The organism is Paenibacillus sp. FSL P4-0184 (genome assembly GCF_038004625.1).
In the GTDB taxonomy this organism is placed as follows: Bacteria; Bacillota; Bacilli; order Paenibacillales; family Paenibacillaceae; genus Paenibacillus_AQ.
Genome location: NZ_JBBORN010000002.1, coordinates 1218598 through 1245020 on the forward strand (window position 1 = coordinate 1218598; position 26423 = coordinate 1245020).

Annotated in this window: 23 protein-coding genes and 4 pseudogenes; 21 read left to right on the forward strand and 6 right to left on the reverse strand. The window is 41.3% G+C overall.

The genetic code is table 11. The annotated features are described in order from the left end of the window. The 4 genes and pseudogenes from MKY52_RS27305 to MKY52_RS27315 form a co-directional block, all read left to right on the forward strand. Positions 1-636, forward strand: coding sequence for a glycoside hydrolase family 11 protein (locus MKY52_RS27305; RefSeq protein ID WP_042188200.1), 636 nt, complete (start codon positions 1-3; stop codon positions 634-636). Between the two features lie 140 nt (positions 637-776). Beyond that, the gene (locus tag MKY52_RS27310; RefSeq protein WP_341054856.1) at positions 777-1610 is read left to right on the forward strand and encodes a formylglycine-generating enzyme family protein; all 834 of its coding nucleotides are present in this window, start codon (positions 777-779) and stop codon (positions 1608-1610) included. Positions 1611-1922: 312 nt separating this feature from the next. Beyond that, positions 1923-2126 (forward strand): annotated as a pseudogene (locus MKY52_RS30440) (glycoside hydrolase family 11 protein); the annotation flags it as partial. Between the two features lies 1 nt (position 2127). Then, positions 2128-2769: pseudogene (locus tag MKY52_RS27315) on the forward strand (carbohydrate-binding protein); the annotation flags it as partial. Between the two features lie 133 nt (positions 2770-2902). Here MKY52_RS27315 and MKY52_RS27320 read toward each other — a convergent pair. Further along, positions 2903-3985, reverse strand: coding sequence for a GntR family transcriptional regulator (locus MKY52_RS27320; protein ID WP_341054858.1), 1083 nt, complete (start codon positions 3983-3985; stop codon positions 2903-2905). Between the two features lie 263 nt (positions 3986-4248). Here MKY52_RS27320 and MKY52_RS27325 point away from each other — a divergent pair, with 263 nt between their 5' ends. From MKY52_RS27325 to araA, 3 genes are read left to right on the forward strand one after another with little or no spacing between them, the layout of a single operon-like run. Next, complete coding sequence (locus MKY52_RS27325) at positions 4249-5856, forward strand: xylulokinase (RefSeq protein ID WP_341054861.1); 1608 nt, start codon at positions 4249-4251, stop codon at positions 5854-5856. Between the two features lie 16 nt (positions 5857-5872). Beyond that, entirely contained in the window at positions 5873-6568 is a 696-nt protein-coding gene (locus tag MKY52_RS27330) for an L-ribulose-5-phosphate 4-epimerase (RefSeq protein WP_341054864.1), read from the forward strand. A 32-nt stretch (positions 6569-6600) separates the two neighbouring features. Then, complete coding sequence (gene araA / locus MKY52_RS27335; protein ID WP_341054867.1) at positions 6601-8025, forward strand: L-arabinose isomerase; 1425 nt, start codon at positions 6601-6603, stop codon at positions 8023-8025. A gap of 83 nt (positions 8026-8108) precedes the next feature. On the opposite strand, the gene MKY52_RS27340 is transcribed toward araA, so the two are convergent. The 3 genes from MKY52_RS27340 to MKY52_RS27350 all read right to left on the reverse strand — a co-directional run bounded on the left by MKY52_RS27340 (position 8109) and on the right by MKY52_RS27350 (position 10899). Continuing rightward, the gene (locus MKY52_RS27340; protein WP_341054869.1) at positions 8109-9251 is read right to left on the reverse strand and encodes a glycosyl hydrolase family 8; all 1143 of its coding nucleotides are present in this window, start codon (positions 9249-9251) and stop codon (positions 8109-8111) included. A gap of 49 nt (positions 9252-9300) precedes the next feature. Beyond that, complete coding sequence (locus MKY52_RS27345; protein WP_341054871.1) at positions 9301-10275, reverse strand: glycoside hydrolase family 43 protein; 975 nt, start codon at positions 10273-10275, stop codon at positions 9301-9303. Between the two features lie 141 nt (positions 10276-10416). Further along, complete coding sequence (locus MKY52_RS27350; RefSeq protein ID WP_341054873.1) at positions 10417-10899, reverse strand: nucleoside deaminase; 483 nt, start codon at positions 10897-10899, stop codon at positions 10417-10419. 151 nt (positions 10900-11050) lie between these two features. On the opposite strand from MKY52_RS27350, the gene MKY52_RS27355 reads away from it, so the two are divergent. From MKY52_RS27355 to MKY52_RS27375, 5 genes and pseudogenes are all read left to right on the forward strand, one after another. Continuing rightward, entirely contained in the window at positions 11051-11500 is a 450-nt protein-coding gene (locus MKY52_RS27355) for an OsmC family protein (protein WP_341054875.1), read from the forward strand. A 52-nt stretch (positions 11501-11552) separates the two neighbouring features. Further along, a complete protein-coding gene (locus tag MKY52_RS27360) occupies positions 11553-11915 on the forward strand; it encodes a hypothetical protein (RefSeq protein WP_042188220.1) in 363 nt (120 codons plus the stop codon). After that, entirely contained in the window at positions 11896-12846 is a 951-nt protein-coding gene (locus tag MKY52_RS27365) for an LLM class flavin-dependent oxidoreductase (protein WP_341054877.1), read from the forward strand. Before MKY52_RS27360 ends, MKY52_RS27365 begins: the two co-directional genes overlap by 20 nt. A 40-nt stretch (positions 12847-12886) precedes the next feature. Continuing rightward, positions 12887-13674, forward strand: a pseudogene (locus MKY52_RS27370) (helix-turn-helix domain-containing protein). A 92-nt stretch (positions 13675-13766) separates the two neighbouring features. Continuing rightward, positions 13767-14393: pseudogene (locus tag MKY52_RS27375) on the forward strand (SDR family NAD(P)-dependent oxidoreductase). A gap of 59 nt (positions 14394-14452) precedes the next feature. Here MKY52_RS27375 and MKY52_RS27380 read toward each other — a convergent pair. Next, positions 14453-17449 carry an ATP-binding protein gene (locus MKY52_RS27380; RefSeq protein ID WP_341054879.1) on the reverse strand — a complete coding sequence of 999 codons (2997 nt, stop codon included), beginning with the start codon at positions 17447-17449 and terminating at the stop codon, positions 14453-14455. A gap of 334 nt (positions 17450-17783) precedes the next feature. On the opposite strand from MKY52_RS27380, the gene MKY52_RS27385 reads away from it, so the two are divergent. The 8 genes from MKY52_RS27385 (at position 17784) to MKY52_RS27420 (ending at position 24254) form a co-directional block, all read left to right on the forward strand. Next, a complete protein-coding gene (locus MKY52_RS27385; protein WP_341054881.1) occupies positions 17784-18584 on the forward strand; it encodes a phosphotransferase in 801 nt (266 codons plus the stop codon). A gap of 76 nt (positions 18585-18660) precedes the next feature. Then, on the forward strand, positions 18661-19014 hold the full coding sequence (locus tag MKY52_RS27390; RefSeq protein ID WP_341054883.1) for a VOC family protein: 354 nt from the start codon (positions 18661-18663) through the stop codon (positions 19012-19014). 257 nt (positions 19015-19271) lie between these two features. Then, positions 19272-19853 (forward strand): TetR/AcrR family transcriptional regulator, encoded by a 582-nt coding sequence (locus tag MKY52_RS27395; RefSeq protein WP_341054885.1) that lies wholly within the window; start codon positions 19272-19274, stop codon positions 19851-19853. A gap of 23 nt (positions 19854-19876) precedes the next feature. Further along, complete coding sequence (locus MKY52_RS27400) at positions 19877-20512, forward strand: HXXEE domain-containing protein (protein ID WP_341054887.1); 636 nt, start codon at positions 19877-19879, stop codon at positions 20510-20512. 257 nt (positions 20513-20769) lie between these two features. Next, complete coding sequence (locus MKY52_RS27405; protein ID WP_042128707.1) at positions 20770-21099, forward strand: HIT domain-containing protein; 330 nt, start codon at positions 20770-20772, stop codon at positions 21097-21099. A gap of 236 nt (positions 21100-21335) precedes the next feature. After that, on the forward strand, positions 21336-22214 hold the full coding sequence (locus MKY52_RS27410; RefSeq protein ID WP_341054889.1) for a PhzF family phenazine biosynthesis protein: 879 nt from the start codon (positions 21336-21338) through the stop codon (positions 22212-22214). Between the two features lie 649 nt (positions 22215-22863). Beyond that, a complete protein-coding gene (locus MKY52_RS27415; protein WP_341054891.1) occupies positions 22864-23430 on the forward strand; it encodes a GNAT family N-acetyltransferase in 567 nt (188 codons plus the stop codon). Positions 23431-23741: 311 nt separating this feature from the next. Further along, positions 23742-24254 (forward strand): SRPBCC family protein, encoded by a 513-nt coding sequence (locus MKY52_RS27420; protein WP_341054892.1) that lies wholly within the window; start codon positions 23742-23744, stop codon positions 24252-24254. 419 nt (positions 24255-24673) lie between these two features. Here the strand turns inward: MKY52_RS27420 and MKY52_RS27425 are convergent, their stop codons facing one another. Continuing rightward, positions 24674-25372: a MerR family DNA-binding transcriptional regulator gene (locus MKY52_RS27425; protein ID WP_341054894.1), complete on the reverse strand. Its 699-nt coding sequence runs from the start codon at positions 25370-25372 to the stop codon at positions 24674-24676. Positions 25373-25529: 157 nt separating this feature from the next. On the opposite strand from MKY52_RS27425, the gene MKY52_RS27430 reads away from it, so the two are divergent. Then, a complete protein-coding gene (locus MKY52_RS27430; RefSeq protein ID WP_341054896.1) occupies positions 25530-26396 on the forward strand; it encodes an alpha/beta fold hydrolase in 867 nt (288 codons plus the stop codon). The last annotated feature ends 27 nt before the right edge of the window (positions 26397-26423 follow it).

The following is a 26423-nucleotide window of genomic DNA, read 5'->3' on the forward strand; positions in this document are numbered from 1 at the left end:
ATGTTTAAGATGAATAAGAAAATCTTGACTGTATTATTCGCAGCTACTATGAGCTTTAGCTTGTTTGCAGCAACTACAAATGCAGCGACAGATTATTGGCAAAATTGGACTGATGGTGGAGGAACAGTAAATGCTACGAATGGATCAGGTGGGAATTACAGTGTTACATGGTCAAACACCGGGAACTTTGTTGTTGGTAAAGGCTGGAATACCGGATCACCAACAAGGACAATAAACTACAATGCCGGGGTCTGGGCGCCGTCCGGTAATGGATATTTGACACTCTATGGGTGGACGAGAAACTCACTCATAGAATATTACGTCGTTGATAGCTGGGGCACCTATAGACCAACTGGAACATTTAAAGGTACCGTGACCAGTGATGGTGGAACATATGACATCTATACGACTACCCGAACCAACGCACCTTCTATTGACGGCACTGCAACTTTCACTCAGTTCTGGAGTGTAAGACAGTCGAAGAGAGCAACTGGGAGTAATGTTGCTATCACTTTTAGCAATCACGTTAACGCATGGAAGAAATATGGAATGAATTTGGGAAGTAGTTGGGCTTACCAAGTGTTAGCTACTGAAGGATATCAAAGTAGTGGGAGCTCTAACGTAACGGTGTGGTAACAGGTAAACTGTAGCCTCTTAATCGATGATAATACTAAGGACTGCCGGTCTCACAACCGGCGGCCTTATTTATTCCGAAAGAAGACTTACATACTACTAACGACTTATTATGTTCCTATCCGTTCAAAGGAGATAAATCAATGAGAAAACTATTGAGTTTCCTATTCATAGCAACAATAGTTGTTATCAGCGCTTGCTCACAAGAAAAGCCTGAAACGAGTAATGACAATGTATTTGTAAAGGGAGGGACTTTTATAGACACAAAGTCCAACTACAATGGTGCAACCCTATCGAGCTTTTATATCGGTAAATATGAGGTAACTCAAAAAGAATGGATTGAGGTAATGGAAAGTAATCCCTCAGAATTCAAGGGCGACAATTTGCCGGTTGAAATGGTTAGCTGGTATGACGTTGTTGAGTACTGTAATAAGCGGAGTATAAAAGAGGGTTTAACACCCTATTACAATATAGATAAGAATAAAATAGATACAAATAATAAGAGCGAAAACGATAATATAAAATGGACCGTAACGATCAATGAAGGTGCTAATGGTTATCGATTACCGACAGAAGCAGAGTGGGAATATGCTGCAGGTGGAGGTCAATTAAGCAAGAGTTACACCTACAGTGGAAGCAATAATGCAGATGAGGTAGCATGGTATTGGAAAAACGCTGGAGATAAATACTTATCGGGAGAATGGAACTGGCCTATCATTGAAAACAACAATAATAAAACAAAAAATGTTGGTGTCAAACAGCCCAACGAGTTAGGACTTTATGATATGTCAGGGAATGTAAGGGAATGGTGTTGGAACTGGTATGGGGATAGGGGAAGCGATGTCGGATCTTACCGGGTTGTGAAGGGCGGCGGTTGGATCGGCAACATCACCAACAACGAGATATCTTTTCAAGGCAAGTTCGACGCAAATGGCATGGGACCTGATCAAGGCTTTCGTGTGAGTCGTGGTGAGTAAACGGCGGGAAGGTTATTCACTTTTAAGTTAAGACTCCATTTCGTAGGCAATGATAAAATGATCTAGCCAATAAGCAGCTTCCGGTACTCTACCGGAAGCTGCTTATTTAATTTCGTTTATTTCCAACTACAAAAGATCTAAACTTTTCACGGTACAAGCTTTAGTTTATGCATATGAAAAAATTAGGACAATGATTGAATCTAATTGTTTTCGCTTACATTAATATATATGGAATAAAAAGGAGGTTGATCAAACAGGTTGCACAGCATCTTAGTAAGACTAGTTGCAGTATAACCAAGAGGAGGACAGCAAATAAAACAGAAGAGAATGCGTTTATTTTTAGTAATCATTATTTGTTTTATGCTTGCATTGCCTGCAGTAAGTGTAAATGCCGCAACAACGATCACATCTAATCAAAGCGGCACCCAAGACGGCTACTACTATGAGCTATGGAAGGATTCCGGTACCACGAGTATGACTCTTGATAGTGGAGGTACATTCAGTGCTCAGTGGAGCAAAAAATGGTCTCAATGAAGTGTTATGGAACGTTGACTCCCAGGACTGGAATGGAGCCACTACCGCCCAGATTGTAAATGCTGTGGGTACAATGCAAAATGGCGACGTGATCCTTATGCACGATCAGTACCAAACTACGGTTCAAGCGATTCCACAGATTGCACAGAATCTCAAGAACCGCGGTCTTTGTTCAGGCATGATCTCGACGAGCACAGGCAGGGCAGTCGCACCTGATGGTGGAGGCACAACAACAACACCAACCTCCACACCAAATCCAGGCACAAGCACAAAAATAGAAGCTGAAAACATGACTAAAAGTGGTCAGTATACCTCCAATATAAGCTCACCATTCTCCGGAGTTTCTTTATACGCCAACAATGATCTAGTGAAATACACACAGAATTTTACGACCGGTACCCATAATTTTTCACTCCTCGGGGCTTCGAATAACTCTAATATGGCGAGAGTCGATTTGAAAATCGGTGGAGTGACCAAGGGCACCTTTTACTTCGGGGGAAGCAGTCCCGCCGTTTATACTCTAAACAATGTCAGTCATGGAACCGGAAATCAAGAAATCCAGCTCGTCGTAACAGCTGATAACGGGACATGGGATGCTTATCTTGATTATCTGGAAATCCAGTAATATTCCAAACACGGAAAATGGAGCCGGACTGCTTAATGTAGAGACAAAATGAAAAAAGCAACCTACCAGCCATGACTGGTGGGTTGCTTGCCTTGTATAAACGGAAAATTTATTTATCTGTTTAAATTACAACCTATCTCTCAACAACGGTCTCACCTTCAATTAACACAGGCTGATAATAAGTGTTGTTTGGAAGGTCTTTTTTTCCTTGTAGTTTCTTAATGACCCAATCCGCTGCATCGCGTCCCATGGCTTCTTGTGGGTGTGTCAAGGTGGTTAGTTTGATGTTCGCGTTTTTGGCGATATAGGAATTATCTTGTCCGATAATCGATAATTCCTCGGGAATAGTGATGTCCAGCTGTCTGCAGGCATGAACCACTTCCAACCCAACCTCGTCGTTATAACAAACAATAGCAGTGAGCGTATCTCTATTTTTATTCAGAAAATCCTTCAAGTCTGTAGATAACGTCTGTTTTGTCTCCGTATTGAATGAAAAAATCTGCTCAGGATAAAATCGTAATTTGGATTCTCCGAGTGCTTTAATATACCCTTTCATCCGATACTTTCCTTGTAAATCATCCATTTTTGCAATGAGCCCTATTTGGGTGTGCCCTTTGGTTATCAACTCTTTTGTTGCCAAATAGCTGGACTGTACATCATCAAGACAAAGGTACGGCAGTTCTATTTCTTCATAAAAGGCATTAATCATTATAATCGGAATATCCTGTTCCTTAAAAGAAAGGTAGTAAGCAATATTGGGGTTATATAGATTGCTTTTCGTCGGTTCAATAATTAAACCATCTACACCGTAGGACAGCATCATTTCAAGGGCCTTTTTTTCTTGAGCAACATCGTTATTTGTACTAGCTAATAGTAGAGAATAATTATCCTCATTTAGCCGGCTCTCGATCCCACGGATAATGGAAGGAAAGATATAGTCGGAAATATAGGTCGTGATTACACCGATCGTCTTCTTATGGGAACTCCCGCCGGTCTTCAAACGATATTGGTTGCTTACATAAGTACCAGATCCTTTTTCGCTTCGCAGGAAGCCTTCGTTGGAAAGTTCTAAAATTGCTTTTCGAACAGTCTGCCGGCTAACTTCGTACATGGACTGCAAGGCAGATTCAGTAGGGATTTGTTCACCAACATTGTAATCTCCCGAAAGGATTTTGCTTTTTATGTCATCTAATATCACTTGATACTTTGGTTTCATGTAATTCCTCTTTCCATTCTTGTTCGCTAAGTTATTCGTATATTCGGTAAATTTGTATGTACAAATTATAGCATGACAACGAAAAAAATAGAAAGGGGCTCTTTTTTTTATACAGTTAAATCATTATTATCTCCATATTTGTATGTATATATAACTATTGAATTGACAAATGTACGTACAAAAAATTATACTATAGCTGTCAATTAAGAAAGCAAATTCTTATCATGACCTTTTAAAAAAGCGCTCTCAGAGAGGTGACAAACGTGATATCGAATCGATTAAGCATCGAACAAGCGATTAATAAGGGAGAAACTTCGCTTGGTATTGAATTTGGGTCCACGCGCATTAAAGTTGTACTTATCGATCATAGCTTTCAAACGATCGCTTCTGGAAGTTACGAATGGGAAAATCAGTTGAAGGACGGTTTTTGGACGTACAACTTGGAAGATATTATCAAAGGTCTGCAAGACGCCTATCGCGAGATGAAGGAAGAAGTTGCACAAAAATACGGAATTACCCTTCAAACGGTTGGTTCAATCGGTTTTTCTGCAATGATGCATGGATACATGGCTTTCGACGAGCGCAATGAACTGCTTGTTCCATTCCGGACTTGGCGTAATGCAACTACGGGTGCGGCTGCCAAAGTATTGACCGATCTGTTTGGGTTTAATATCCCAGAACGCTGGAGCATAGCTCATCTTTATCAGGCGATTTTGAATGAAGAAGAACATGTGCCACAGATACGTTTTGTTACGACACTAGCAGGATACATTCATTGGCTATTGACTGGAAATAAAGCACTTGGTGTTGGTGATGCATCCGGTATGTTCCCAATTGATGAAACTACAGGAAATTTTAACGCTTCCATGATACAGCAGTTTGATGAACTGGTTGCAAGCAAAGCTTATCCGTGGAAAACCAGTGATTTACTTCCTAAGGTGTATGTTGCAGGAGAGCAAGCAGGTATTTTAAGCGAAGCGGGAGCTAAAATTCTGGATCCATCGCTGCATTTACAATCAGGTATTCCGCTTAGTCCTCCAGAGGGGGATGCTGGAACCGGGATGGTTGCAACGAATAGCGTAAGAAAACGCACCGGGAATGTATCTGTAGGAACCTCTGTTTTTGCCATGATTGTATTAGAAAAAGAACTTTCCAAGGTTTATCCGGAAATCGATATGGTTACTACTCCGAACGGAAGTCCAGTGGGCATGGTTCATGCGAATAACTGTTCAAGTGACCTCAACGCCTGGCTCGGGTTATTCCGCGAATTCTATGAAGCCATGGGACACAAAGTGGATGCCAATAAATTGTACAGCGTGCTATTAAATAAAGCTTTGGAAGCAGATCCAGATGCCGGTGGATTACTAAGCTATGGTTATCTCTCAGGAGAGAATATTACTGGGTTAGAACAAGGTCGTCCGCTATTTGTCCGCTCGCCGGAGAGCAAATTCAATCTGTCCAACTTTATGCGTACACATCTATTCAGCGCCTTTGGTGCTTTGAAAATTGGAATGGACATTTTGACGAAGGAAGAGAATGTAGCCATTGATAGTATTTTAGGCCACGGCGGCTTATTTAAGACTCCGGTAGTGGGTCAAAAAATGATGGCAGCTTCAATGAATGTTCCTGTTTCCGTAATGTCGACTGCCGGTGAAGGCGGTGCATGGGGAATGGCTATTCTTGCCGCTTACATGATGAATAAAAATCAGGAAGAAAGTTTAGAAGACTTCCTCGATCAAAAAGTGTTCAAAGATGTTAAGGGGGAAGAAATTCATCCAGAGGCAACCGACATTAAAGGATTTGAAACCTTTATCGAACGTTATAAAAAGGGTCTGGCGATTGAGCAGTCCGCTGTTGACAATTTAGTGTGAAAATGGAGGTAGCAAGATGTTAGAACAACTTAAAGAAGAGGTTTTTCAAGCCAATCTGGAATTGCCGAAACAAGGACTTATTAAATATACATGGGGAAATGTGAGTGCAATTGATCGTGAAAGTGGATTATTCGTAATCAAACCTAGTGGTGTAGATTATGAAACAATGAAAGCCAGCGATATGGTAGTTGTTGATCTGGATGGCAATGTGGTTGAAGGAGATATGAGACCTTCCTCCGATACACCTACTCACGCCGTGCTTTATAAGCATTACTCCGAGATCGGGGGAATCGTGCACACGCATTCCACTTGGGCGACCATTTGGGCTCAAGCAGGACTAGATGTTCCTGTCATGGGAACGACCCATGCTGATACCTTCTATGGTTCCATTCCTTGTGCGCGTTTCTTGACGCAAGAAGAAGTCGATCGTGGTTACGAAGCGGAAACGGGTAATGTAATCATCGAGACCTTTGAACAACGTGGGATCGATATTATGGCGGTTCCTGGTGTTTTACTTAAAGGACACGGACCCTTTACTTGGGGGGGAAATGCGAAATCGGCGGTAATAAACAGCGTAGTTTTGGATGAAGTATCCAAAATGAATTTGTTTGCAAGAGAGCTGAACCATTTTGCTGAGGAGTTGCCACAACGTATTTTAGATAAACATTACTTGCGAAAACATGGAAAAGACGCTTATTACGGACAAAAATAATTAAACCACAAAATTACGAAAAGAGGATGAATATGTCAACAGCAGTAGCAAAAGAATTTTGGTTTGTCGTAGGTTCACAACATCTTTATGGCGAAGAAGCATTGGCTGAAGTTAAGGCGCATGCCCAAACGATGACAGATGCTTTGAATAAAAGTGGAGTTTTGCCTTACCCACTAGTATTGCAGGATTTGGCTGTCAGCGCAGATAAAATCACAAACATCATGAAAGAAGTCAATTACCGCGATGAAGTTGCCGGTGTTATCACTTGGATGCATACCTTCTCACCTGCAAAAATGTGGATCCGCGGAACTAAAATGCTGCAAAAGCCTTTGCTACATCTAGCTACGCAATATAATGAAAGTATTCCATGGGCAACCATCGATATGGATTTCATGAATCTAAATCAAGCCGCTCATGGTGACCGTGAATATGGTTTTATTAACGCCCGGTTGAACAAACAAAACAAAGTGGTAGTAGGCTACTGGGAACGTCCTGAAGTCCAAAAGCAAATTGCAGAATGGATGGACGTAGCCGTTGCTTATAACGAAAGCTTCAATATCAAGGTCGCTCGCTTTGGTGACAACATGCGTAACGTTGGCGTAACCGAAGGAGATAAGGTTGAAGCCCAAATTCAATTTGGATGGACTGTTGACTACTTTGGTATTGGCGATCTAGTACAAATCATTAATGAAGTTAAAGAAGAAGAAATCGACGCCTTGTTCGCTGAGTATTCAGAGCTGTATGAATTTGATTATGGGACTAACAGCAAAGAATCTTGGGAAGCTAGCGTAAGAGTTCAAGCAAGCTATGAAATTGCTATTAAACGTTTCCTTGATCAAGGTGGCTACAACGCCTTCACATCGAACTTCGAAGATTTACACGGAATGAAACAACTTCCAGGACTTGCTGTTCAACGACTGATGGCACAAGGCTATGGTTTTGCTGGAGAAGGAGATTGGAAGACTGCAGCTCTCGATCGCTTGCTTAAAGTGATGAGCCATAACCAATCCACTGGCTTTATGGAAGATTACACTTATGAATTGACGGTTGGCCAAGAATCCATTCTACAATCCCATATGCTTGAAGTAGATCCTACTTTGGCAAGCAACAAACCAAAAATTATCGTATCTCCACTAGGTATTGGTGGTAAAGACGATCCAGCACGTTTAGTATTTGACGGTAAAGCAGGAGACGGTGTAGTTGTTTCCATGGCTGACTTCGGTACGCATTACAAACTATTGATCAATGAAGTTACTGCTTTCGAACCAACGGTTCCAGCTCCCAACCTTCCAGTAGCTCGTGTACTTTGGAATGTTAAACCTAACTTCCAAGATGGGGTTAAAGCTTGGATCGAAAATGGTGGCGGTCACCACACCGTAGTTTCATTAACGCTTACAACAGACCAAATTATTGCTTATGCAAAACTTGTAAACTTGGAATATGTAGTTATTAAATAATAGCAAAGCTTTATTACGATTAATAGGACTCCATTCCTCAATAGGTTCGAGGAATGGAGTCCTATTTTTTTGTTCGATTTCCTTCAATAGATGCGATAATTTCCACTCAAAGCCAGTAAACTAAAAAAGTACAGACAGTTGTCATAGTAACGACGGAGTCCAGTGCGCAATGGTGTATCCCAAAACAAACGGACAAAATGCTCTGCCTCCGGGCCATTAGAAGCAAGGGAAGCCATGGCATTGGTCGCCAACAGACCTGTCGGGTGCAGCGCCGGTTCGTCAAAGGGCTGTCCCTCAATGGTATACCGCCTGTAATCGGAAACTTCGATATTCCTAAAAAAAGCCTGAATCCGGTTACATTGATCGACCTGCCAGATGTCCTTTTGGAACCAAGCCCAGTCCAGACCAATATTAGCCGCTACCCGGTAAGCATCACTGAAAAAATGGCTGAAATCACCATGAGGCTGTGGTTCTGCCGGGGACCCGTTAAAATTAGCATATTCGGGAGCAAGGCCAGTTATCGGATGGCATGCAGTATGCAGATATGTGCGGCTGGCTTCCGCGGCTTCTCGCCAAAATATGTGGTCACGTTCGTCTGCCCACAAGGCGAACAAATTATAGAAATGGGGGAGATGGTAAGACGGATCACTGAAGGTGGATTCCGGTACGAATTTGATCAATTTCGTTTCCGCGTCCCACATTGAGTCGCCATCTCCTGTTTCAGTTTTATGTACACAAGCATGTAATATCGTTCGGGCCTGCTCAGAATAATTATAAGGTTCCGGACCGTTCCCCCAACGTTTTGAGGCAAAAAACAGAGCCATGGCGAAAAACTCTTCGCCGTCCGGTGCAGGTCCCTGAGAAATCCTTGTACCGTCAGGCTTGCAGTGCCAAGCAAAGTAATTGGCATAGCGACCTTCTTTGTGCTGCATAAACGTCTTTGAGAAGTTCCATAGACGATCAAACTCTTCTTTTTTATTCATTTGAACGGCCATCATCATCCCGTAAGACATTCCTTCCGACCGAACGTCTAGATTACCTGTATCCAGGATATAGCTTTTATCCTCATCCTGCGGATAGTATATTCGTACGTTCGGATCTCCGTAAAACAAATCATTCCAAGTTTCATTGAGTTTAGCGTTGATATCATCTTCAGAAAAGCCGAGCTCCTTAAATATATTGCGATATTCCCCTGTATAAAAAGAACCTTGTTGTGTCATTGTCATCAAAAACGCCCTCCTGTGAACTACAGCATGCAGTCCATTTTAATAAAAACTAAGGATGGATAGTTTGAATGGTGCCATCATCGTTGTATCTCAGCTCTGTATATTTTACAGAACGCTTGTTGTCAGCTCCACCAGACAAAGAACTGTCATGATAAAATAAATACCATTTCTCTTTAAACTGAACAATAGAATGGTGCGTTGTCCAGCCTATCACTGGAGAAAGGATTTTCCCTTGATATTCATAAGGTCCAAGCGGATCTTTACTGATAGCGTATACAATATTGTGGGTAGTACCCGTGGAATAAGAAAGATAATAATAACCGTTATATTTATGAACCCATGGACCTTCAAAATATCTTCTCTCTTCATCTCCAGCAAGAATCGGATTTCCGTTCGTATCGATGATGGATATTTCTCTAGGCTCACTTTCAAAGCTCAGCATATCCTCGCTCAACTCCGCTACAATAGGTCCAAGAGCTGGTGCCTTTTCAGACGGCCCCTCGGCATCCGGAACAAATGAGCCGGTTTGCCATTTTTCAAGTTGACCTCCCCAAAGACCCCCAAAGTATATATACGATTTACCATCATCATCAACGAAAACGGCGGGATCAATGCTATAACTGCCGGGAATGTAGCTTGGTTCAGGTGTAAATGGTCCGGAAGGTGAAGCTGAGGTGGCGACCCCGATACGGAAAATATCGTCATGGTCTCTGGCTGGGAAAAACAAATAGTAGGTATTGTTTTTGTATGCTGCATCCGGAGCCCACATTTGCTGCTTAGCCCATGGAACATCCTTCACATGAAGCACTTCACCGTGGTCAACACAAGGGGAGCCATCTCCATCAATAGAAAGAACATGGTAATCCTCCATATTATATTGGTCACCATTGTCATTAGAGATCATTTCGTGATCCAGGTCATGTGAGGGATAAATATAAATTTTGCCTTCAAATACATGAGCGGAAGGATCCGCAGTATAAATATGAGTTACGAGAGGTTCATTGGGCTGCACAGGCTTAGTCAAGTCATTTCCTCCTATAAAGTTAATCGCTTACAAAGTTAATGGTATAAGAACTTTAGGACTCTGTATATATAGCAACTATAGTTTATACCCCACAAAGTTTAGGACATAAAAAAGAACCTTTATTCAAAGGTTCTTTTTTTACTACTGTCTTTGTCCGTGGAATTGTCGATGAAGTTCCCGCACTTGTTCTGCAAGCTCCGTTACAGGGCCATCTACGACCGCATTATGGATAACTTCCTGAATGGTCAAATTACGGACAGGTGATGCTGCAATGCCCATTTCGCTTAACCACTGTGATAATTGCTGCGAAGAGCTGGCATATACAATCCTTCCTAATTGAACCCAACCGTGAGCCGCCGCACACATAGGGCAATGTTCCCCGGAAGTATAAACAGTTGCCTGCATACGTTCTTCCAGTGACATATTCTGAGCTGCCCAGCGAGCTAAAGCGAATTCGGGGTGCTGAGTATGGTCACCACCGCCTACATGGTTACTGTCTTCGGCCAAGACCTCTCCATTTGCTGAGACCAGGATGGAGCCGAAAGGTTCGTCCCCAACCTCGAGTGCAATTCGGGCAAGTTCAATACAACGCTGAAGATGTTTGATATCTGTATCGTTTATCATTATGATAGAGCCTCCTGAAATTTAATTTATAGATAAATCTCACGAACAGTAGGCCTAAGCCTGTTTGTTCACCGCATTCTTCTATGTTAGCATGTAAAGTATTCGATTAAAAATATGTTATGCAATTTCAAAATAGGGAGGACATCTAGAAATGAAACACCCATTTATATTAAATGCGGTATGGAACGGTGGTCGTAATAGTGATGGAACGATTGAAGCTGGACAACTCAAGACTCAAATCTCCATTCCGAAAGAAATGGGCGGACCAGGAGTTGGAACGAATCCGGATGAGATGCTACTGGGTGCCGCGGCAACCTGCTATCTCATTACACTAGCAGCTATGCTGGAGCGATCAGGGCTTACGACTTCCAGCCTGACGTTAACATCAGAGGCGACAGTGGATGTAACAAATAACATTTTTACATATGAAGCGATCAAACATTCACCCATCATCACACTTACCGAAGATGCCTCACAGGACGATATTGATAAAGCAATTCGTATTGCCTATAAAGCAGAAGGCTCTTGTATGATTTCCAGAGCTGTAGCAGGAAACGTACAAATTACCACAGAGCCAACAGTGCTAACATCAAGTATGTAAGGTTAAGTTATAAAGGAGTTATCCCTTAGGAATCAGAGAGGAGAAATTAACTTTGAACGTTGAGTTGTATAAGGATTTGATTAAGGATGAACGTGGGAATTATTACGTAGCGGTACAAAAAGAGGGCAATGAACTGACCTTGGTAAATGCAATGCTTGAGCGTTCTTATCAGGACCTGCTGGAATTTAATGAAGAGTTTAAAAAGAAATATGCGGAATACGAGCACCAGTTCATCGGCAAAGTGATTATGGATAAGCTGCGGCACGATGTTGTGTTCGCGTCCAAAGAAGACGGCCATGGACGAATGTATAATCTGGCAGCGATTGCCGGCGATTACAAGGTTACTTTTATTGATATGATTGAATTTTACCGAAACCCTCGAGTAGGACGTAGCCATGACAACGACATCCATTAAGCTTAGCGTTTTGGACCTTGTACCTGTATTTGATAATGTGGATGCAAGCTTTGCTTTAGGACAAGCGGTGGAACTGGCTCAAACAGCTGAAAGACTGGGATATACTCGTTATTGGGTTGCCGAACATCATGATATGCCGGGCTTAGCGTGTACCTCCACAGAGGTGTTTTTATCGCATATCGGAGCGAGAACACAGCATATCCGCATCGGATCGGGAGCTTTATTGCTGCCGCACTATAAGCCGTTAAAAGTAGTGGAATCTTTTCATTTGTTGGCAAGTTTATATCCGGGACGCATCGACCTTGGGTTAGGCAGGGCTCCTGGCGGTGCTGCTGAAGTAAGCTTAGCACTAAGCGGAAATTTTCTCGAAAATGTTTGGAAAATGCCGGAACTGCTTAAGGGAGTCACCGAATTGTTGCAGGGGAACTATTCATATGAAGGACGTCAGATAACCGCCCGTCCGACTCCATCCGAATCGCCAGAGCTGTGGATGCTAGGCACAAACAAGAAAAGTGCGGCATATGCTGCCGAGTTTGGAGCATGCTATGTGTTTGGTCAATTCATGAGCGATGTAGCTGGGGAAGAGATTTTGCAAGCTTACCGTGAAGCTTTTATCTCTTCTTCAGTTAATGCTAGCTCTCGGGCCATCGTAGCTGTTGGCGTTATTTGCGCCGAGACTGAGGAAGAAGCAGAGCGGCTAGCCTCTTCCGGTATGACATTATTTCAACAAGAAGGCTCAGCCGAAGAGAAATCTAAGCTTTTGGAACGCAAACTGCTGATAGGCACACCCAAAAGCATCAAAGAAAAGCTGGAACAGTTATCTCACTTGTATGGAGTTGATGAATTCATTATCGTTACTATGATTCCAAACTATGAGAAACGGTTGCATTCGTTTGAGTTGCTTGCCCGTGCTTGCTTGAATTCTAACTAGCCCTTTCTTCATGCAATGATGCTAAAGGAGGTCCACATAGATGCAGACTCATACTTCTGACTCCATTAAAATCCCTCCCGGATTTTGGGCTGGATTAATTCAATTAGGGATAACCGCTCAAGATATAGCCAGTAAAGCATGTCTTCCCCTGAGCCTTATCACGGAGTCAGAAGTCACCACAGCCCAATATTTCGCTATCTGGCAGGCATATTCGGATCTCGTTGGAGATACCGCTGAGGGAATCATCAAGCTAGCAACCGTTTTTGAAACCACACAATATCCGCCGACCGTCTTAGCCACTTATCATGCTAAAGATTATCGCGACGCTCTAAACCGAATGGTGCGCTATAAACGAATGTGCCCTCCAGAAAGCTTGCATATCGTCGAGGAGGGAGAGTTGTGTACAATATCTCTTATAACGAAGAGTTGCTAGAGATTCTGACTCCCGTTTTGGATCGGACACTTGCTGAACAGCAGGGCAGTCGCTCAATTACTGAAAGAGTCAAATGGATTATGAAACGCAGCCTTAGCGGAGGCCAACCCGAGATTCAAACCGTTGCTAAAGAGCTAAGGATGAGTGCTCGTACCTTACAGCGGAGGCTTACTGAAGAAAATACGAGCTTCAAGCATTTGCTGACACAAGCCAGACATGAGCAGGCGCGAGCGTATTTAGCAGATCCTTCCCTCGATGTTAAAGAGGTGGCTTTCTTGATCGGATATGAAGATCAAAACTCGTTCTACCGTGCCTTCCGACTTTGGGAAGGAGATACTCCTTCAAATTGGCGTGTTAAACAAGAAGTTTGGCGCAAGACACTAGTTACTGAATAATCCCGGTAAGATAGTATAAATACTACCCGATGCTCAGTACAGTTCTTGAGAAACTGCTAATTAACTCGCCATGATTAAAGGAGAAATGAAATATGGATATGGGATTAAATAATAAGACAGCTTTAATTACAGGATCTACAAAAGGTATTGGTAAAGCTATCGCCTTTGAACTTGCCAACGAAGGCGTTAATGTACTAATAAATGGACGTGATTTGAAAAGGTAGAACAAACAGTAAATGAAATTAAAGCAAAATTTCCGGAAACTTCTCCACTGAATGCTACAGCCGATATTGTAGATATGGAGCAAAGAGAAGCTTTATTTGAAAAACACTCCCATATCGATATTTTAGTTAATAATAATGCCGTCAGCTCAAATGCCACAGTATGCAATGACCAAATCAATGCTATTATCATTAGCAAAAAGCTTATCTAAATTAACAATCGGAACAGAAGTTACCGTCCATACTATCATGCCAGGACCAACACTCTCTGAAAACGTGTACCAAATCATTGATGGAATGTACCCAGATGAAGCGTTGACCTTTTCAGAAAAAGAGAAAAACTTCATGGCTAAAAACTTACCGCAATCTGAAATACAGCGATTTATTAACCCTAATGAAATAGGTAGACTAGCAGCGTTTATGAGCAGTCCCTATGCCTCTGCATTTAAAGGTTCTCCGATCCGTATGGATGGGGGCATGGTACCTACTATTTTCTAAATGTAGTATCGATACACAAAAAGCCACTCCTTATGGAATGGCTTTTTTTATTTGATATATTATTCACTGTCCTCCGGTATAACAAAGGATACCAAAGTACCTTCATCTTGTTTACTTTGAATAAAAAGACCCTGACCATACAATTGCATCAGTCTTCGATGGGTGTTAGCCAGTCCGATGCCACTTTTAGCTTTCATGGTCGGTTCCAGCAATAACGAGAGCGTTCTATGATCCATACCTTGCCCATTGTCCTCCACTTCGATCTTTACAGCATTGTTCAGACGTGTGATCCGAATATAAACGGTACCCCCTTGTTGACGCTTGAGCAGACCATGCTTGATAGCATTTTCTACCAAGGGTTGGATGGATAGAGGGGGTAACAGGATATTAATGTCTGGATCTACCTCCCAAACAACGGAAATTCGTTCTGCAAATCGTGTTTGTTCAATATACAAATAAGATTCTACCAGCTCTAGTTCATGAGAAAGGTTCACGAGTTCTCCGATATTTAAAAAGTCAAAGCTGATTCGCAAAAAGGAAGTAAATGCAGTGATGAGCTCTTGCATCTTTTTAGTATCCATATCACTGAGTGCCGCAATAGAGTTCAATGTATTGAACAAGAAATGGGGTTGAATCTGTGCCTGTAGATAAGCCGCTTCAATACGCACCCGTTCATTAAAAGAAATTTTCATCGCTGTTAATGCTCGAATGCGATATTTGAGTTCAACTGCATCCACCGGTTTGGTAACATAATCATTTGCGCCGGAGTAGAATCCAGTGTAAATATCCTCAGGTTGAGTGCGGGCAGTCAGCAATAGTACTGGAAGCTCATATAGGGAATAACGAGCGCGAACCTTTTGCGTTAATTCATATCCTGACATATGCGGCATCATTACATCACTAATCAGTAAATCCCAACTCTTTTTATCTAGCCAATCCAGTGCCTCTTGCGCTGAGTTCACTGTCGTAATGAGATAAGGTTCGTTTTCGAGTATGCCCTTTAGTACATTCAGATTAACAGGGTCATCATCTACCACCAAGAGATTCACTTTCGCATTTGTAAAGAGTGGCGGGATTTTGTCAGTATGTTGATTAGTTTGTTCGGAAATCCCCCATTCAGCCATCTGCTTATAAATATCATCTGGAGTATACGTTGTTATAGGTGCAACCTCTCTTACTATCTGTTCGCTATAGGAATCAGCAAGGGGGAGTGCAAAACTGAAAGTAGAACCTTTGCCGAGTTCAGAATGTATGCTCAAGCTGCCACCATGAAGTTCTACCAACTGCCTACTAATGCTTAGTCCCAGTCCAATTCCACGCCCGTCATTTATTCCGTGAGGGCCTTGCTCATAGGGGAGGAATACTCGCGCCAGGGTCTCTTCGGTCATGCCTACTCCGGTATCTGTTACATATATAAAGACATGAGCGTCTTTTTCCTCAGCTGAAACAGAAACAAGTCCTTGCTCGGTGTATTTGAGCGCGTTGTGCACTAGATTTAATAATACTTGTACTAGTCGTTTCTCATCCGCAAGAATAGGAGGTATAGATTCTGGTATGTTCATGGATAGCCGTACCGGTTTGCCTTCAATCAAATATTGAAGCATATTGATGACTCCGGGAACCACCGATTGAACCAAAATAGGCTCCTGATGCAAAATAACGCGATGCTCTTGAAGACGTACTACATCCAGTAAATCACCAAGCATATGGGACATACGGCGGCTGATAGTAATCAGTAACTCCATATCTTGCCGACTACTCTCGTAGAGTCTATCCTTTTCCTTCGTTATTATATTTTGCGCGATATTCATAATTCCATGAACTGGTGTTCGCAGCTCGTGAGAAGTATTGGCGAGAAACTGATCCTTGAGTTTGTCCGCTTTTTTCAGCTGTTCATTTAGCTCCATGTTCTCTTTGGCATTCTGAAAATACTTTTTAAACCAATAAGCTGAGAAGCCAACGATGGCGGCAATAATATCCACAGGATAGTAGACAATTGAATAATGGCCGTTATTATCCCACAAATTCCATAACAAATTAGAGATGATGGCCGCACCTGATATCAGTAGAAAAACAACATCTTTTTCATCATGCCTTTTGAACAATAAGCACCCCAAGCTATATATTAACCAGATGAAGGGGATATACTGAAACACTTGAATGATTCCCCAGTGAATCGATGTACTGACCAAATAAGCAGGAACGATAAATATAAGTAAGGTATAAAGGAATAGACACCACGTGTAAGCACGTAACCACTTGTTGACTTCGGCACCTGAGGTGAATTTCCTGAAAACAAGCAGAATAAAAAGGTTCTGCCATAAGAAGGCGATTAAACGGATTTTTAATGACCAAGTGTAATTAATCGGCAGTAATGCTAGAACTAAATTGTCATTTCGGGCTAAAAGGATTACGGCTACAGATAATGTCATTAGCCCTACAAGAAACAGGGCACGTTCTTTAGGATTAAATAAATATAGAATACAGGCATACAGCCCATGTAGTAGCAGAATGATTGCAGTAAGCATTTGAAATCCAACGGTATAAAAATTTGTCCGGTTAACCACTTCCTGAGAGCCAAAGAAAATAGGCCCACTAATACCGCCTTTATAGGGGTGATCAAAGTTTGCTACCTGAATAAGTACATCTATTTCTGTCATGTTTTCCGAAAAATATGATGCTGTAAATGAGGTGGTTCTTGGTGCATATGTATTGGCATCGAGAGAAACTGTCCCATTATTGAGAATAGGGGTACCGTTAATTTCCACACTGGAGGCGGAATAAATTTGTTTGATCCAGAACGAGATAGGCTCCTGAAGCGGTTCTACCAAAATACGCAGACGGTAAGTCCCGTATCCATATGAAGTTGTCTGATCAGTTCCGATAGCGTGGCTCCATTTCCCAGGAACTTGAAGCGCTTGGGATTGCTTTGGGATAGTGGAAGTCTTGGATGAAACAAATTGCGAAGGATAGAAGCTCCATTCACCATCTAGCCTGAATAAGTTAGCTTTCTCCAGATCCTGGCCACGTAAATCCAGTACACCGTTGCTAATCATAGGTACATTGTTGGAAACCTTAAATATGCTGAACCAAATGCAGCGTAGGCCAAAGAGAATGCTGATAAAAAGTAGAATGACTGCTAATTTGTTTAGGATCGTATTATTTTTCATGAGAACATTATAGCAAATAATTCTAATCTAGATTTTAAAATGGATTTATTTATATAAGATGAGCAAATGCCAGCAATGATCTTAAAGGACAGTATAGTTATAATTGTTTTTTATAAACAATAACTTGTAAATATTGTTATTATTAGAGAGGGAGTTTTCATCGCTAAGAGGTCAAAACTCTGCAATAGGTAATGCACTGAACAGAAAAGGAATGAACCTAATGCCTAAGGAAGAAGTGTTAAAAGGCGGTAATGTAAATCATATAGTCCGTATGGCGAACACTGTTCGCCGCCCTATAGGTTATTGGAGTCCGAATGTTCATGAACTACTCAAACATTTGGAACAACAGGGCTATGAGGGAGCACCAAAGTTCCTCGGAATCGATGATTCTGGTCGTGAAATATTGACATTTATTTCTGGAGAAGTTCCAGGGAATAATTATCCAAACCTTGAACCGTATATGTGGACGGACGAAACGCTTGTGGGTCTGGCACATCTTATACATCGTTTCCATGATCTGACTACAGTGTTCAGACCCAATATGGAGGACAGATGGCAGCTTAGCTATGCTGACGATGCCGAACATGAAGTGATCTGTCATAATGACGCAGCCTTGTATAATGTTGTCTTTCAAAAGGAGGCTCCTGTGGCGCTCATTGATTTTGACATGGCAGGGCCAGGTCCGCGTATGTGGGACATTGCGTACACCCTTTACACATCTGTTCCACTTGCGAGTTTTGCACCTGATCATACTTCTGGAACCATAGTAGCATACCAATATGAAATACATGCCGTAGAGCGACGTCGGCGAATTCATTTGTTTTTTGAAGCTTATGGAATTCCCGTCCCAAATAATCTGCGACAGTGGATTAAACAACGTTTGATAGTACTGTGTGATACATTGAGAAATGGTGCTGCTGATGGGAATCCTGCCTTTCAGAAAATGGTTGACAAGGGTCACTTGGCCCACTATGAAAGTGAGATTCGGTTTGTAACAGATCATTTCGAAGATTGGATATAAAAATCGGATATTCCGCTCACGGACAGGATCATTGAATAAAATTAAAAAAGTATACCATTAGAATTGAGGTCTGAGAATGAGTGTAAAACGAATTGTCACAAATATTAAAACGCAGAATGTTTCGGCAGCAAAAAGCTTTTACCAGGACGTACTCGAGCTTGATTTATTGATGGATCATGGTTGGATTGAAACATACGGCTTACTCGGGAAGGAGAACATTCAAATAAGCTTCGCATCAGAGGGCGGCTCCAATACGCCTACTCCTGATCTATCGATTGAAGTTGATGATGTCGATGCTGTGTTTGAACGTATGAAGAGTGCTGGATATACAATAGAATATGGACCTGTTGATGAGCCTTGGGGTGTTCGGCGATTCTATGTCCGCGACCCATTTGGCAAACTTATCAACATCCTTGCTCATGGACATTAGATAAACGATCACGGCGTGCAGAAATCTAGATTATTAAACAATCATGAAACGATAGTGGAGGAGCTTCCTATAGGGTAGCTCCTTTTAATTTTAAACTAACGGGCAGGATAGTCACAATGAGACTTTGAGACTTGGTTTGATTCCGGATAAATAAAAGTTGCAAAAAGGAAAAATATTGCTATACTAAGTTTAAACGTTATTTAAAACGTTATTTAAAATGTTGTTTAAATCAGAGGAAATATACTTGGAGGTTGCGTATGGAGACAGACAAAAAATTGGAAACAAAAGAGAAGATTATGCGTGCCACACTGGAGTTGACCAAACAAGAAGGCTTTGAAAGGATCACTATAAAAAAAATTGCAGAAGCCTCAAGCACGAATGTCGCTCTAGTTAACTATTACTTTGGGTCCAAAGAAAACTTGTTTAGCGAGTCCATCAAATTGATATTGAACAGCTTTCAGCATACCTTTGCCATACTTGACGATTTCTCTATATCCTCACGGGATAGATTGAGGCAATTTTTGCTAGATTATTTGCAAGTGATCCGTCAATATCCCGAATTGCTCTCCAGAATCATCCTGATGGGCAATACCGTTTTCTCCTCCCAGCATGAATATGGATCATTTTTGAATCTATTGGGGTTTCCTAAGATACAAAATACTTTAAGAGAGTTAACCGATGAACAGCAGCCAGAGCACCTGATGACCATGACGATGCAGATTTTTGGAGCGCTTTTTCTACCGGCACTTATGAGTCCTATTCTAGAAACAGGAGCTTCCGTGAAGATTGCACCTATAGAGGAACAGATTGACTTGCTCTTTGAAAGATACTTTCATTAATAAACTCAGATTGAGGTGATTAAATGAATTTTTTGAGAAAATATTGGCAGGATATTGGACTATTCATTGGCATTGTTATATGCATTTATCTTCTAATGAACTGGGAAACAATACCGCGGATAAACAGCATATTATGGTTAAGCTTTGTGGCGATCCTTCTTCATCAGTTTGAGGAATACCGCTGGCCAGGGTACTTTCCAGGCATATTTAATATAGCCCTGTTTAAAAGTGAATCCCCTGACAACTATCCGTTAAATAAACAGTCGGCAATGATTATTAATGTGGTCATCGCCTATGTGTTCTACTTGCTCCCTGTATTCTTCCCGTCAGTAGTATGGCTGGGGATGGCACCTGTTTTAATGGGCTTTTTCCAAATCATTTTCCATGGAGTCGTAATTAATATAAGAGCAAAAAGCATGTATAATCCAGGATTAGTCTCCGCAATTATTATACATTTGCCGATAGGGATCTGGTACATTAACTACATATATGAGCATCATTTAATAACCCTATCAGACTGGATTTGGAGCGCGATTTATTTTGCCATAGCTGTTTATATTTTAATAGTGAAAGGAAATACATGGATGAAAAACAAAAACTCCATTTACAAATTTTCGCAAAAACAGTTAAGGTCTTTTCACAAGTATAATAAAGGTTAAATATGATACTTATACAGGTCCTCATAACTCATTAGAAGGTCCAGTTGTTATAACTCTTGATGTAAAATTAGACGGGGTTAATGTAACTAAAATTGAAGGATGATTATTTTCTCAACTAACGGGAAACGTTAGCTCAATAACACACAATGATGAGTAGGTGCTTCGTATCCTGCTCTTTTTTATTAAGCTAACGGGCAGGATACTGATAAAATATACCGAATGTTAAAATAAGAAAAACAAGACGTGGAGGGGTAAGTTTGACTGAGGATTTTTATTGCGATGAGGTATTAAGTGGTCGTACTTCTGTACAAAAAGTATTTGAAACTGATAATGTTCTTGCATATCATCACACTCGCCCTTTTTATCCCGTTCACATTGTTACGATTCCGAAGAAGCATATCTCATCTCTTCTGACACTGGAACAAAGCGACAATGAGCTCTTAATTGAGTTGATGGACGTTGTTAAAAAGGTTGCATCGCAAGTGCAGTCTGAGTATGGAGCTTGCAGGGTGTCGACTAATTTGGGGAAGTACCAAGACTCAAAACATCTTCATTTTCATGTAATCTTCGGCGAACCATTACGCTAATCGTATTTGTCTTGCTCGCTAAACTAACGGAGACGGAGAACGTTGGTGGAATAGCGGTTGCTTCTGCAGCCGTTTTTTATTTGTTCAAATAACGGGCAGGTTAACGCAACAATTCATTCAATCGCTCCTGTCGTCTTAACCTAGCAATAAATAGATAAGAGGAAGATCATCGAGGCGAGTGGGACGTGCGGTTGCGCACATCGGTTTTTCGAAGATAAAGAGAGGAAGAGCGGAACATGAATGTGGAAGTGTATACGTTAAATGCGTTTGCGAAAGGGGAGCGTGGCGGTAATCCAGCAGGCGTTGTCTTGGAGGATGGCCTTTCTCTGGATGCTGCCGAAATGCAGCTCATAGCGAAGGAATTGGGCCTTTCGGAGACGGCCTTTATGGAAAAATCCCTGCTTGCGGATTACAAAATCCGCTATTTCACCCCCGCCAGCGAAGTTGATCTGTGCGGACACGCCACGATTGCTGCATTTGGACTAATGCATTTGCTGGGTTTGTCAAAGGAAGGGACCTCCTATTCGATAGAAACCAAGGCAGGGATTCTGGATGTCGATATTAGCTCCGAGGGTCTTGTTTATTTGTCACAGGCTTTACCTCAATTTCTTGAAAGGATATCCTGTGAGGAAATCGCCCCATCTTTGGGGATGGATGCCGAGGGTCTGGAAACCGGGTTGCCGATCCAGATTGTATCGACGGGCCTGCGGGACATTATGATCCCGATTCGCAGCAGGAAGCTCTTGAATGAGGTTCAGCCAAATTTTGATGCCATAACCGCCATCAGCGAAAAATATGATGTGGTTGGATATCATCTGTTCACGATGGATACTCCAGACGATGCTGCTGCGGAATGCCGGAATTTTGCGCCGCTGTACGATATTCCCGAGGAGAGCGCGACAGGAACATCCAACGGTGCCCTGCTCAGCTATTTGTACCAACATGGCCAACGAACTTTGCGGGAAGTAGAGAATGTCATGTTCAGGCAAGGGTATTCGATGGATTGTCCTTCTGAAATCAAGGCAGGATTGCGCCTGAGCGAGAGCGGTGAAATCAATCAGGTTCGGGTCGGCGGTGCAGTGGCTGGCATTGAACGAAGACATATCATGATATAAGCGGAATTAAAAAGCCTGTTTGCAGCCACCGTACCATAGGGGGCAAATAGGCTTATTTTGCTACTGCGAGGCTAGATAGCAGAGGATGCTTGCGTAAACAGACGGATTAACAGTTCTTCATCCAACCTGTCGTTTTCCTTGATTTTGATCGTTTTGCGTTCCTCGAGGCCATCGAACAAGCCCCTCCCGCAATGCTAGGCCGTTTGCGTTGAAGATCGTGAACGACACGTAGTTGCATTGAACTAACGGGGAACGTTATTGGAATAGCGGTTGCTTCGGCAGCCATTTTTTATTTGTTCAACTAACGGGCAGGATAGTTGAAGATTAATTACGGTAAACCTTACCATAAGTGGCGGCGAAAAATTGGGTAATTCAGAGGGCATAGGTGTTTAATAAAACGCTAAATATGCATATAGTAGATAAAGAAGTTAAAAATAAAACTCAGTTATCAGGGGAATACTTTAAAGCCGTTAACCCTTCTGCTAATGAAGCAGAGGGGTCCTTTTGTGTTCCAAGAATAAAGCTGATAAAAGTGTGAAGTTTACGATTGCGATCTAGTAGTTGTACCGTTAGCATATAGTATGATGAATTGATTCATTAGGCAGATAAGGCCAATAAGATAAGTTAAATTTTTAAAAGGAGAATGAAAATGAAATTTAACGATTATTTTGAAACAATCCCGCATCTTAAAACCGACAAATTAATATTACGTGCATTTTGCAGCGATGATATAGACACCTATTTAAGAATTATCCACGATCCACAGGTACAGCAGTTCTTAGGCGGAGGAGTTAGCCTTTTCAACAAAGAACCGCATATATCAAATTGGCTGAACAATATTAATGGTAGACTTCTTAAAACAAAAACAGTATTTACATGGTGTGTGGAGCTTAAAAAAGAAAATAAGCTAATAGGACGAATTGATCTAGGTGGATTTGTAAAAAAATCAATGGCTGAAATATCCTACTATTTCTCTCCAGAATATTGGGGAATGGGATTTGCATCGGAAGCTGTGAAGGAAGTAACCCGTTTTGGATTCGACGTTTTAAGATTGCATAGAATACAGGCAATGGTTATGTCGGAAAATATACCTTCATTAAAGGTATTGAAAAAGGCGGGATTTACTGAGGAAGGAGTACTAAAAAAATATTTATTTGGTAAGGAATTTCATGACACTGTTATGCTGGCGGTGGTTCGTGAGCAAAATTTGAATTAAGAAAAGTATTAGGATACAATGATGAACCTAGTTAATCAGACCATCTTATTGCATACATTGCATAGTTATATAACATAACTGCAAGGAATGTAAGACCGAAAATTATTAAAACAGGTGAAGCAGTTGAACATTCAAACAGAAAGACTTATTATAAGTGATTTTTTGAAGGTAGTGCATTGAACTAACGGGACACAATAGCTCAAGACAATATGATGGTAGCTGGCATGATGGTCAGCTGCCGTTTTTATTAAAGTAACAAAATAAAATTGAAGACTAGGAAAAGTTCCCTTTAAAACACAAGGAGGATTTTCATGGATAATAATCTGAATCAAAAGTTCGAAATTTCAATTACGCGTGTATTCGATGCCCCTCGCGAACTGGTATTTAAAGCATGGACAGAGCTCGGTCATTTCGCGATATGGTGGGGACCAAAGGGGGGCACCTTCGAAGTCGTTAAAATGGACGCTCGATCAGGTGGCGAGTTTTTAGGTATTCAAACGTCTCCTGACGGAAATCAGGTTATGTGGACAAAATTTGCATACCAAGAGGTTGTCGAACCTGAGAAAGTGGCTTATATCCGATCCTTTTCCGATGAACAAGGCAATACGGTCCGAGCGCCTTTTAGCGTGATCTGGCCACTTGAAATTATGAATAACATAATGTTAGAAGATGACGAAGGTAAAACTGTATTAAGACTGAAAGGTTTCCCTGTGAACGCTTCAGCTGAGGAACAGGAAGCCTACAGAGGTATGGCACCAAAGCTTCAACAAGATCTTGAGGGTACTTTCGATAAACTTGCCGATTATCTTGCCTTCCTGAATTAAAATGCGAAATAAAAAGTTAATCGGCCCGAAAAGACTTAATCACTTTGAACATTACATGCATTGCGCTAACGGGGAACGTTAGTTCAATAAACTAGCGGCTGTCTGGGTTTCTGCCGTTACTAGGAAGTATCGTCATTAGACGATAACAGAGAGGGTGTATTCATGAATACACCCATCAGGGTGGTAACGCGAAATCAACTCCGTCCCTTAAGGGAGGAGTTTTTTGCGTTCTTATAAATGATTTTAAGAAGGATTAATTATGTTCCAAAAAATCTATGCTTTCGATCGTATTCTGAGCCAGAATATATTTATTGCTGTAAGGACTTCTTGCCGAAAGAAGGGGTATGCAGGTGCACTGGTATTTGAGTTAAGTTTTCTTCTTTTTGGGAAGATTGTTTGTTGATATCAAGTTATCAAGTTTAATAGTATTTCACATATTTCATAAGCTCAGCGATCCCTAAAAACTGCTTCATTAATTGACTATTTAATTTTTGTAACGCAAGCTCGAATGACATTTCTAATTTTTTATAGTTTTGTGTCTCTATTTCATTCAGGAGTTGTTTCATATTCTCGATATAATACACGGTCTTCCTTAGACTGCTGATTAGTATAATCTTTCTTAAATCGGTTACAGTATAGAGCCTATAGCCGTTGTCTTTGTTTCTGTTAGAAGTAATAAGGCCTTCTTGTTCCCAATGTCGAATGGCTGAAGGCTTAACGCCTGCCATTTGTGCAACTTCACCAATAGTCATTGCATTTGTGACCTCTAAATCGTTGTATTTTGATAAATCTGCGTTCCGGAACATTTGTAACACATCCTCTAACTTATACTTTTCCGTTTGTGTATTATGCTGTTCCTGATTGATTGACCACAGTGCATCCTCAATTTGCCGAGCTTTAATCTTTCTCATCACATCGTACACAACTGGAATCTCATATCCTTGTAAAAGTGCCCGAATCGTAATAAAAGCTTGGACATGAATGTCTGTATAACACCGGCGATTGCTAGGAGTCCTTGGGACTTCGGGAACTAAGCCTTGATCTTCATATCTTCTTAATGTAGTGGTACTTACATTTAATTTCTTAGCTATCATTGTTGGTGTATAATTATCTCCCATAATCGTCATCGCCCCAGAACATTAAAGTTAAACCTTCAAGTGCTACAACAACATTAAATCTAATTTAATTAGATATATCAAGGCTTAGTATGGGATAAACCGAAAGATTGCATGAATGTTATATGATATTTTTATAAAATAGTAAGGAGAGGATTGTTTGAAAAAAATCATACGATTAACCAACCATTCAGCAATAGAAGTAGGATTGACAGGAGGATCAGATCGTCCAACCATTATGTTACCTATCGCTAAAAAATCCGTGTACAATCAGGAGGCAGAAAATCTAAAGCTATGGGGCGTAGATCCTGAATTAGGTAAACATTTTGTTGAAGGTCTCGCGGATACGTTTCAAGTGCTTTATTTTGATTATGAAGGTCATCTCTTTCAACATCCAGTGGATAACGTAACCGTAGACCATATAGTGAAGGATCTGCTCCTCATTGCTGATGAAATGAACGTTAAGAGCTTTAGCTACTACGGTTATTCTTGGCTAGCTTTAATTGGACTACAATTGGCTATCAGAACAAATCGTCTGGAAAGCTTGGTCATGGGAGGTTTTCCGCCTTATAATGGTCCCTATCAAGAGATGCTGACTGTAACTCAAAAAACACATACCCAAGCTTTGAATAATCAAAATGAGGCAGCTGAAAAAAGCTCTATTGAAACAGAGTATCCTGATGAGATAGACTGGGACAACATCAAAGTATCAATGGATACCCGTGTAACAGCTCAATTTGTTGCCTTATACGAGAGCCTCACTGCTTTTGATGATCGTAGTATTCACCATTTGCTTAGTCTTCCAAAATTAGCTTTTGCAGGAGAAGATGATACTATCGTATATGGTGAGAATTTTGGGAATGTTACCGTTGATATTGCTGGGATATTAAAGAAGAATACGACGAAGCTGTGTGATTTAGGCTGGGATGTTGAAATGCTAACGGGAACCCAAATGGATCATACAAAAGCTATGCAACCAGCCTTGGTCATACCATTAATTAAGCCCTGGTTTATAAAACAATTATGAATACAGACTGGACTGTAATTCGGGAGT

What these genes read in the sequence shown, in the direction of transcription:
- MKY52_RS27355 (WP_341054875.1), top strand. Translation starts at nt 11,051, where the DNA reads ATGAAACACCCATTTATATTAAATGCGGTATGGAACGGTGGTCGTAAT.
- MKY52_RS27380 (WP_341054879.1), bottom strand. Translation starts at nt 17,449, where the DNA reads ATGATTAGCAACGGTGTACTGGATTTACGTGGCCAGGATCTGGAGAAA.
- MKY52_RS27350 (WP_341054873.1), bottom strand. Translation starts at nt 10,899, where the DNA reads ATGATAAACGATACAGATATCAAACATCTTCAGCGTTGTATTGAACTT.
- MKY52_RS27415 (WP_341054891.1), top strand. Translation starts at nt 22,864, where the DNA reads ATGAAATTTAACGATTATTTTGAAACAATCCCGCATCTTAAAACCGAC.
- MKY52_RS27385 (WP_341054881.1), top strand. Translation starts at nt 17,784, where the DNA reads ATGCCTAAGGAAGAAGTGTTAAAAGGCGGTAATGTAAATCATATAGTC.
- MKY52_RS27400 (WP_341054887.1), top strand. Translation starts at nt 19,877, where the DNA reads ATGAATTTTTTGAGAAAATATTGGCAGGATATTGGACTATTCATTGGC.
- MKY52_RS27320 (WP_341054858.1), bottom strand. Translation starts at nt 3,985, where the DNA reads ATGAAACCAAAGTATCAAGTGATATTAGATGACATAAAAAGCAAAATC.
- MKY52_RS27310 (WP_341054856.1), top strand. Translation starts at nt 777, where the DNA reads ATGAGAAAACTATTGAGTTTCCTATTCATAGCAACAATAGTTGTTATC.
- MKY52_RS27390 (WP_341054883.1), top strand. Translation starts at nt 18,661, where the DNA reads ATGAGTGTAAAACGAATTGTCACAAATATTAAAACGCAGAATGTTTCG.
- MKY52_RS27395 (WP_341054885.1), top strand. Translation starts at nt 19,272, where the DNA reads ATGGAGACAGACAAAAAATTGGAAACAAAAGAGAAGATTATGCGTGCC.
- MKY52_RS27420 (WP_341054892.1), top strand. Translation starts at nt 23,742, where the DNA reads ATGGATAATAATCTGAATCAAAAGTTCGAAATTTCAATTACGCGTGTA.
- MKY52_RS27410 (WP_341054889.1), top strand. Translation starts at nt 21,336, where the DNA reads ATGAATGTGGAAGTGTATACGTTAAATGCGTTTGCGAAAGGGGAGCGT.
- MKY52_RS27365 (WP_341054877.1), top strand. Translation starts at nt 11,896, where the DNA reads ATGACAACGACATCCATTAAGCTTAGCGTTTTGGACCTTGTACCTGTA.
- MKY52_RS27330 (WP_341054864.1), top strand. Translation starts at nt 5,873, where the DNA reads ATGTTAGAACAACTTAAAGAAGAGGTTTTTCAAGCCAATCTGGAATTG.
- MKY52_RS27305 (WP_042188200.1), top strand. Translation starts at nt 1, where the DNA reads ATGTTTAAGATGAATAAGAAAATCTTGACTGTATTATTCGCAGCTACT.
- MKY52_RS27425 (WP_341054894.1), bottom strand. Translation starts at nt 25,372, where the DNA reads ATGGGAGATAATTATACACCAACAATGATAGCTAAGAAATTAAATGTA.
- MKY52_RS27340 (WP_341054869.1), bottom strand. Translation starts at nt 9,251, where the DNA reads ATGACAATGACACAACAAGGTTCTTTTTATACAGGGGAATATCGCAAT.
- araA (WP_341054867.1), top strand. Translation starts at nt 6,601, where the DNA reads ATGTCAACAGCAGTAGCAAAAGAATTTTGGTTTGTCGTAGGTTCACAA.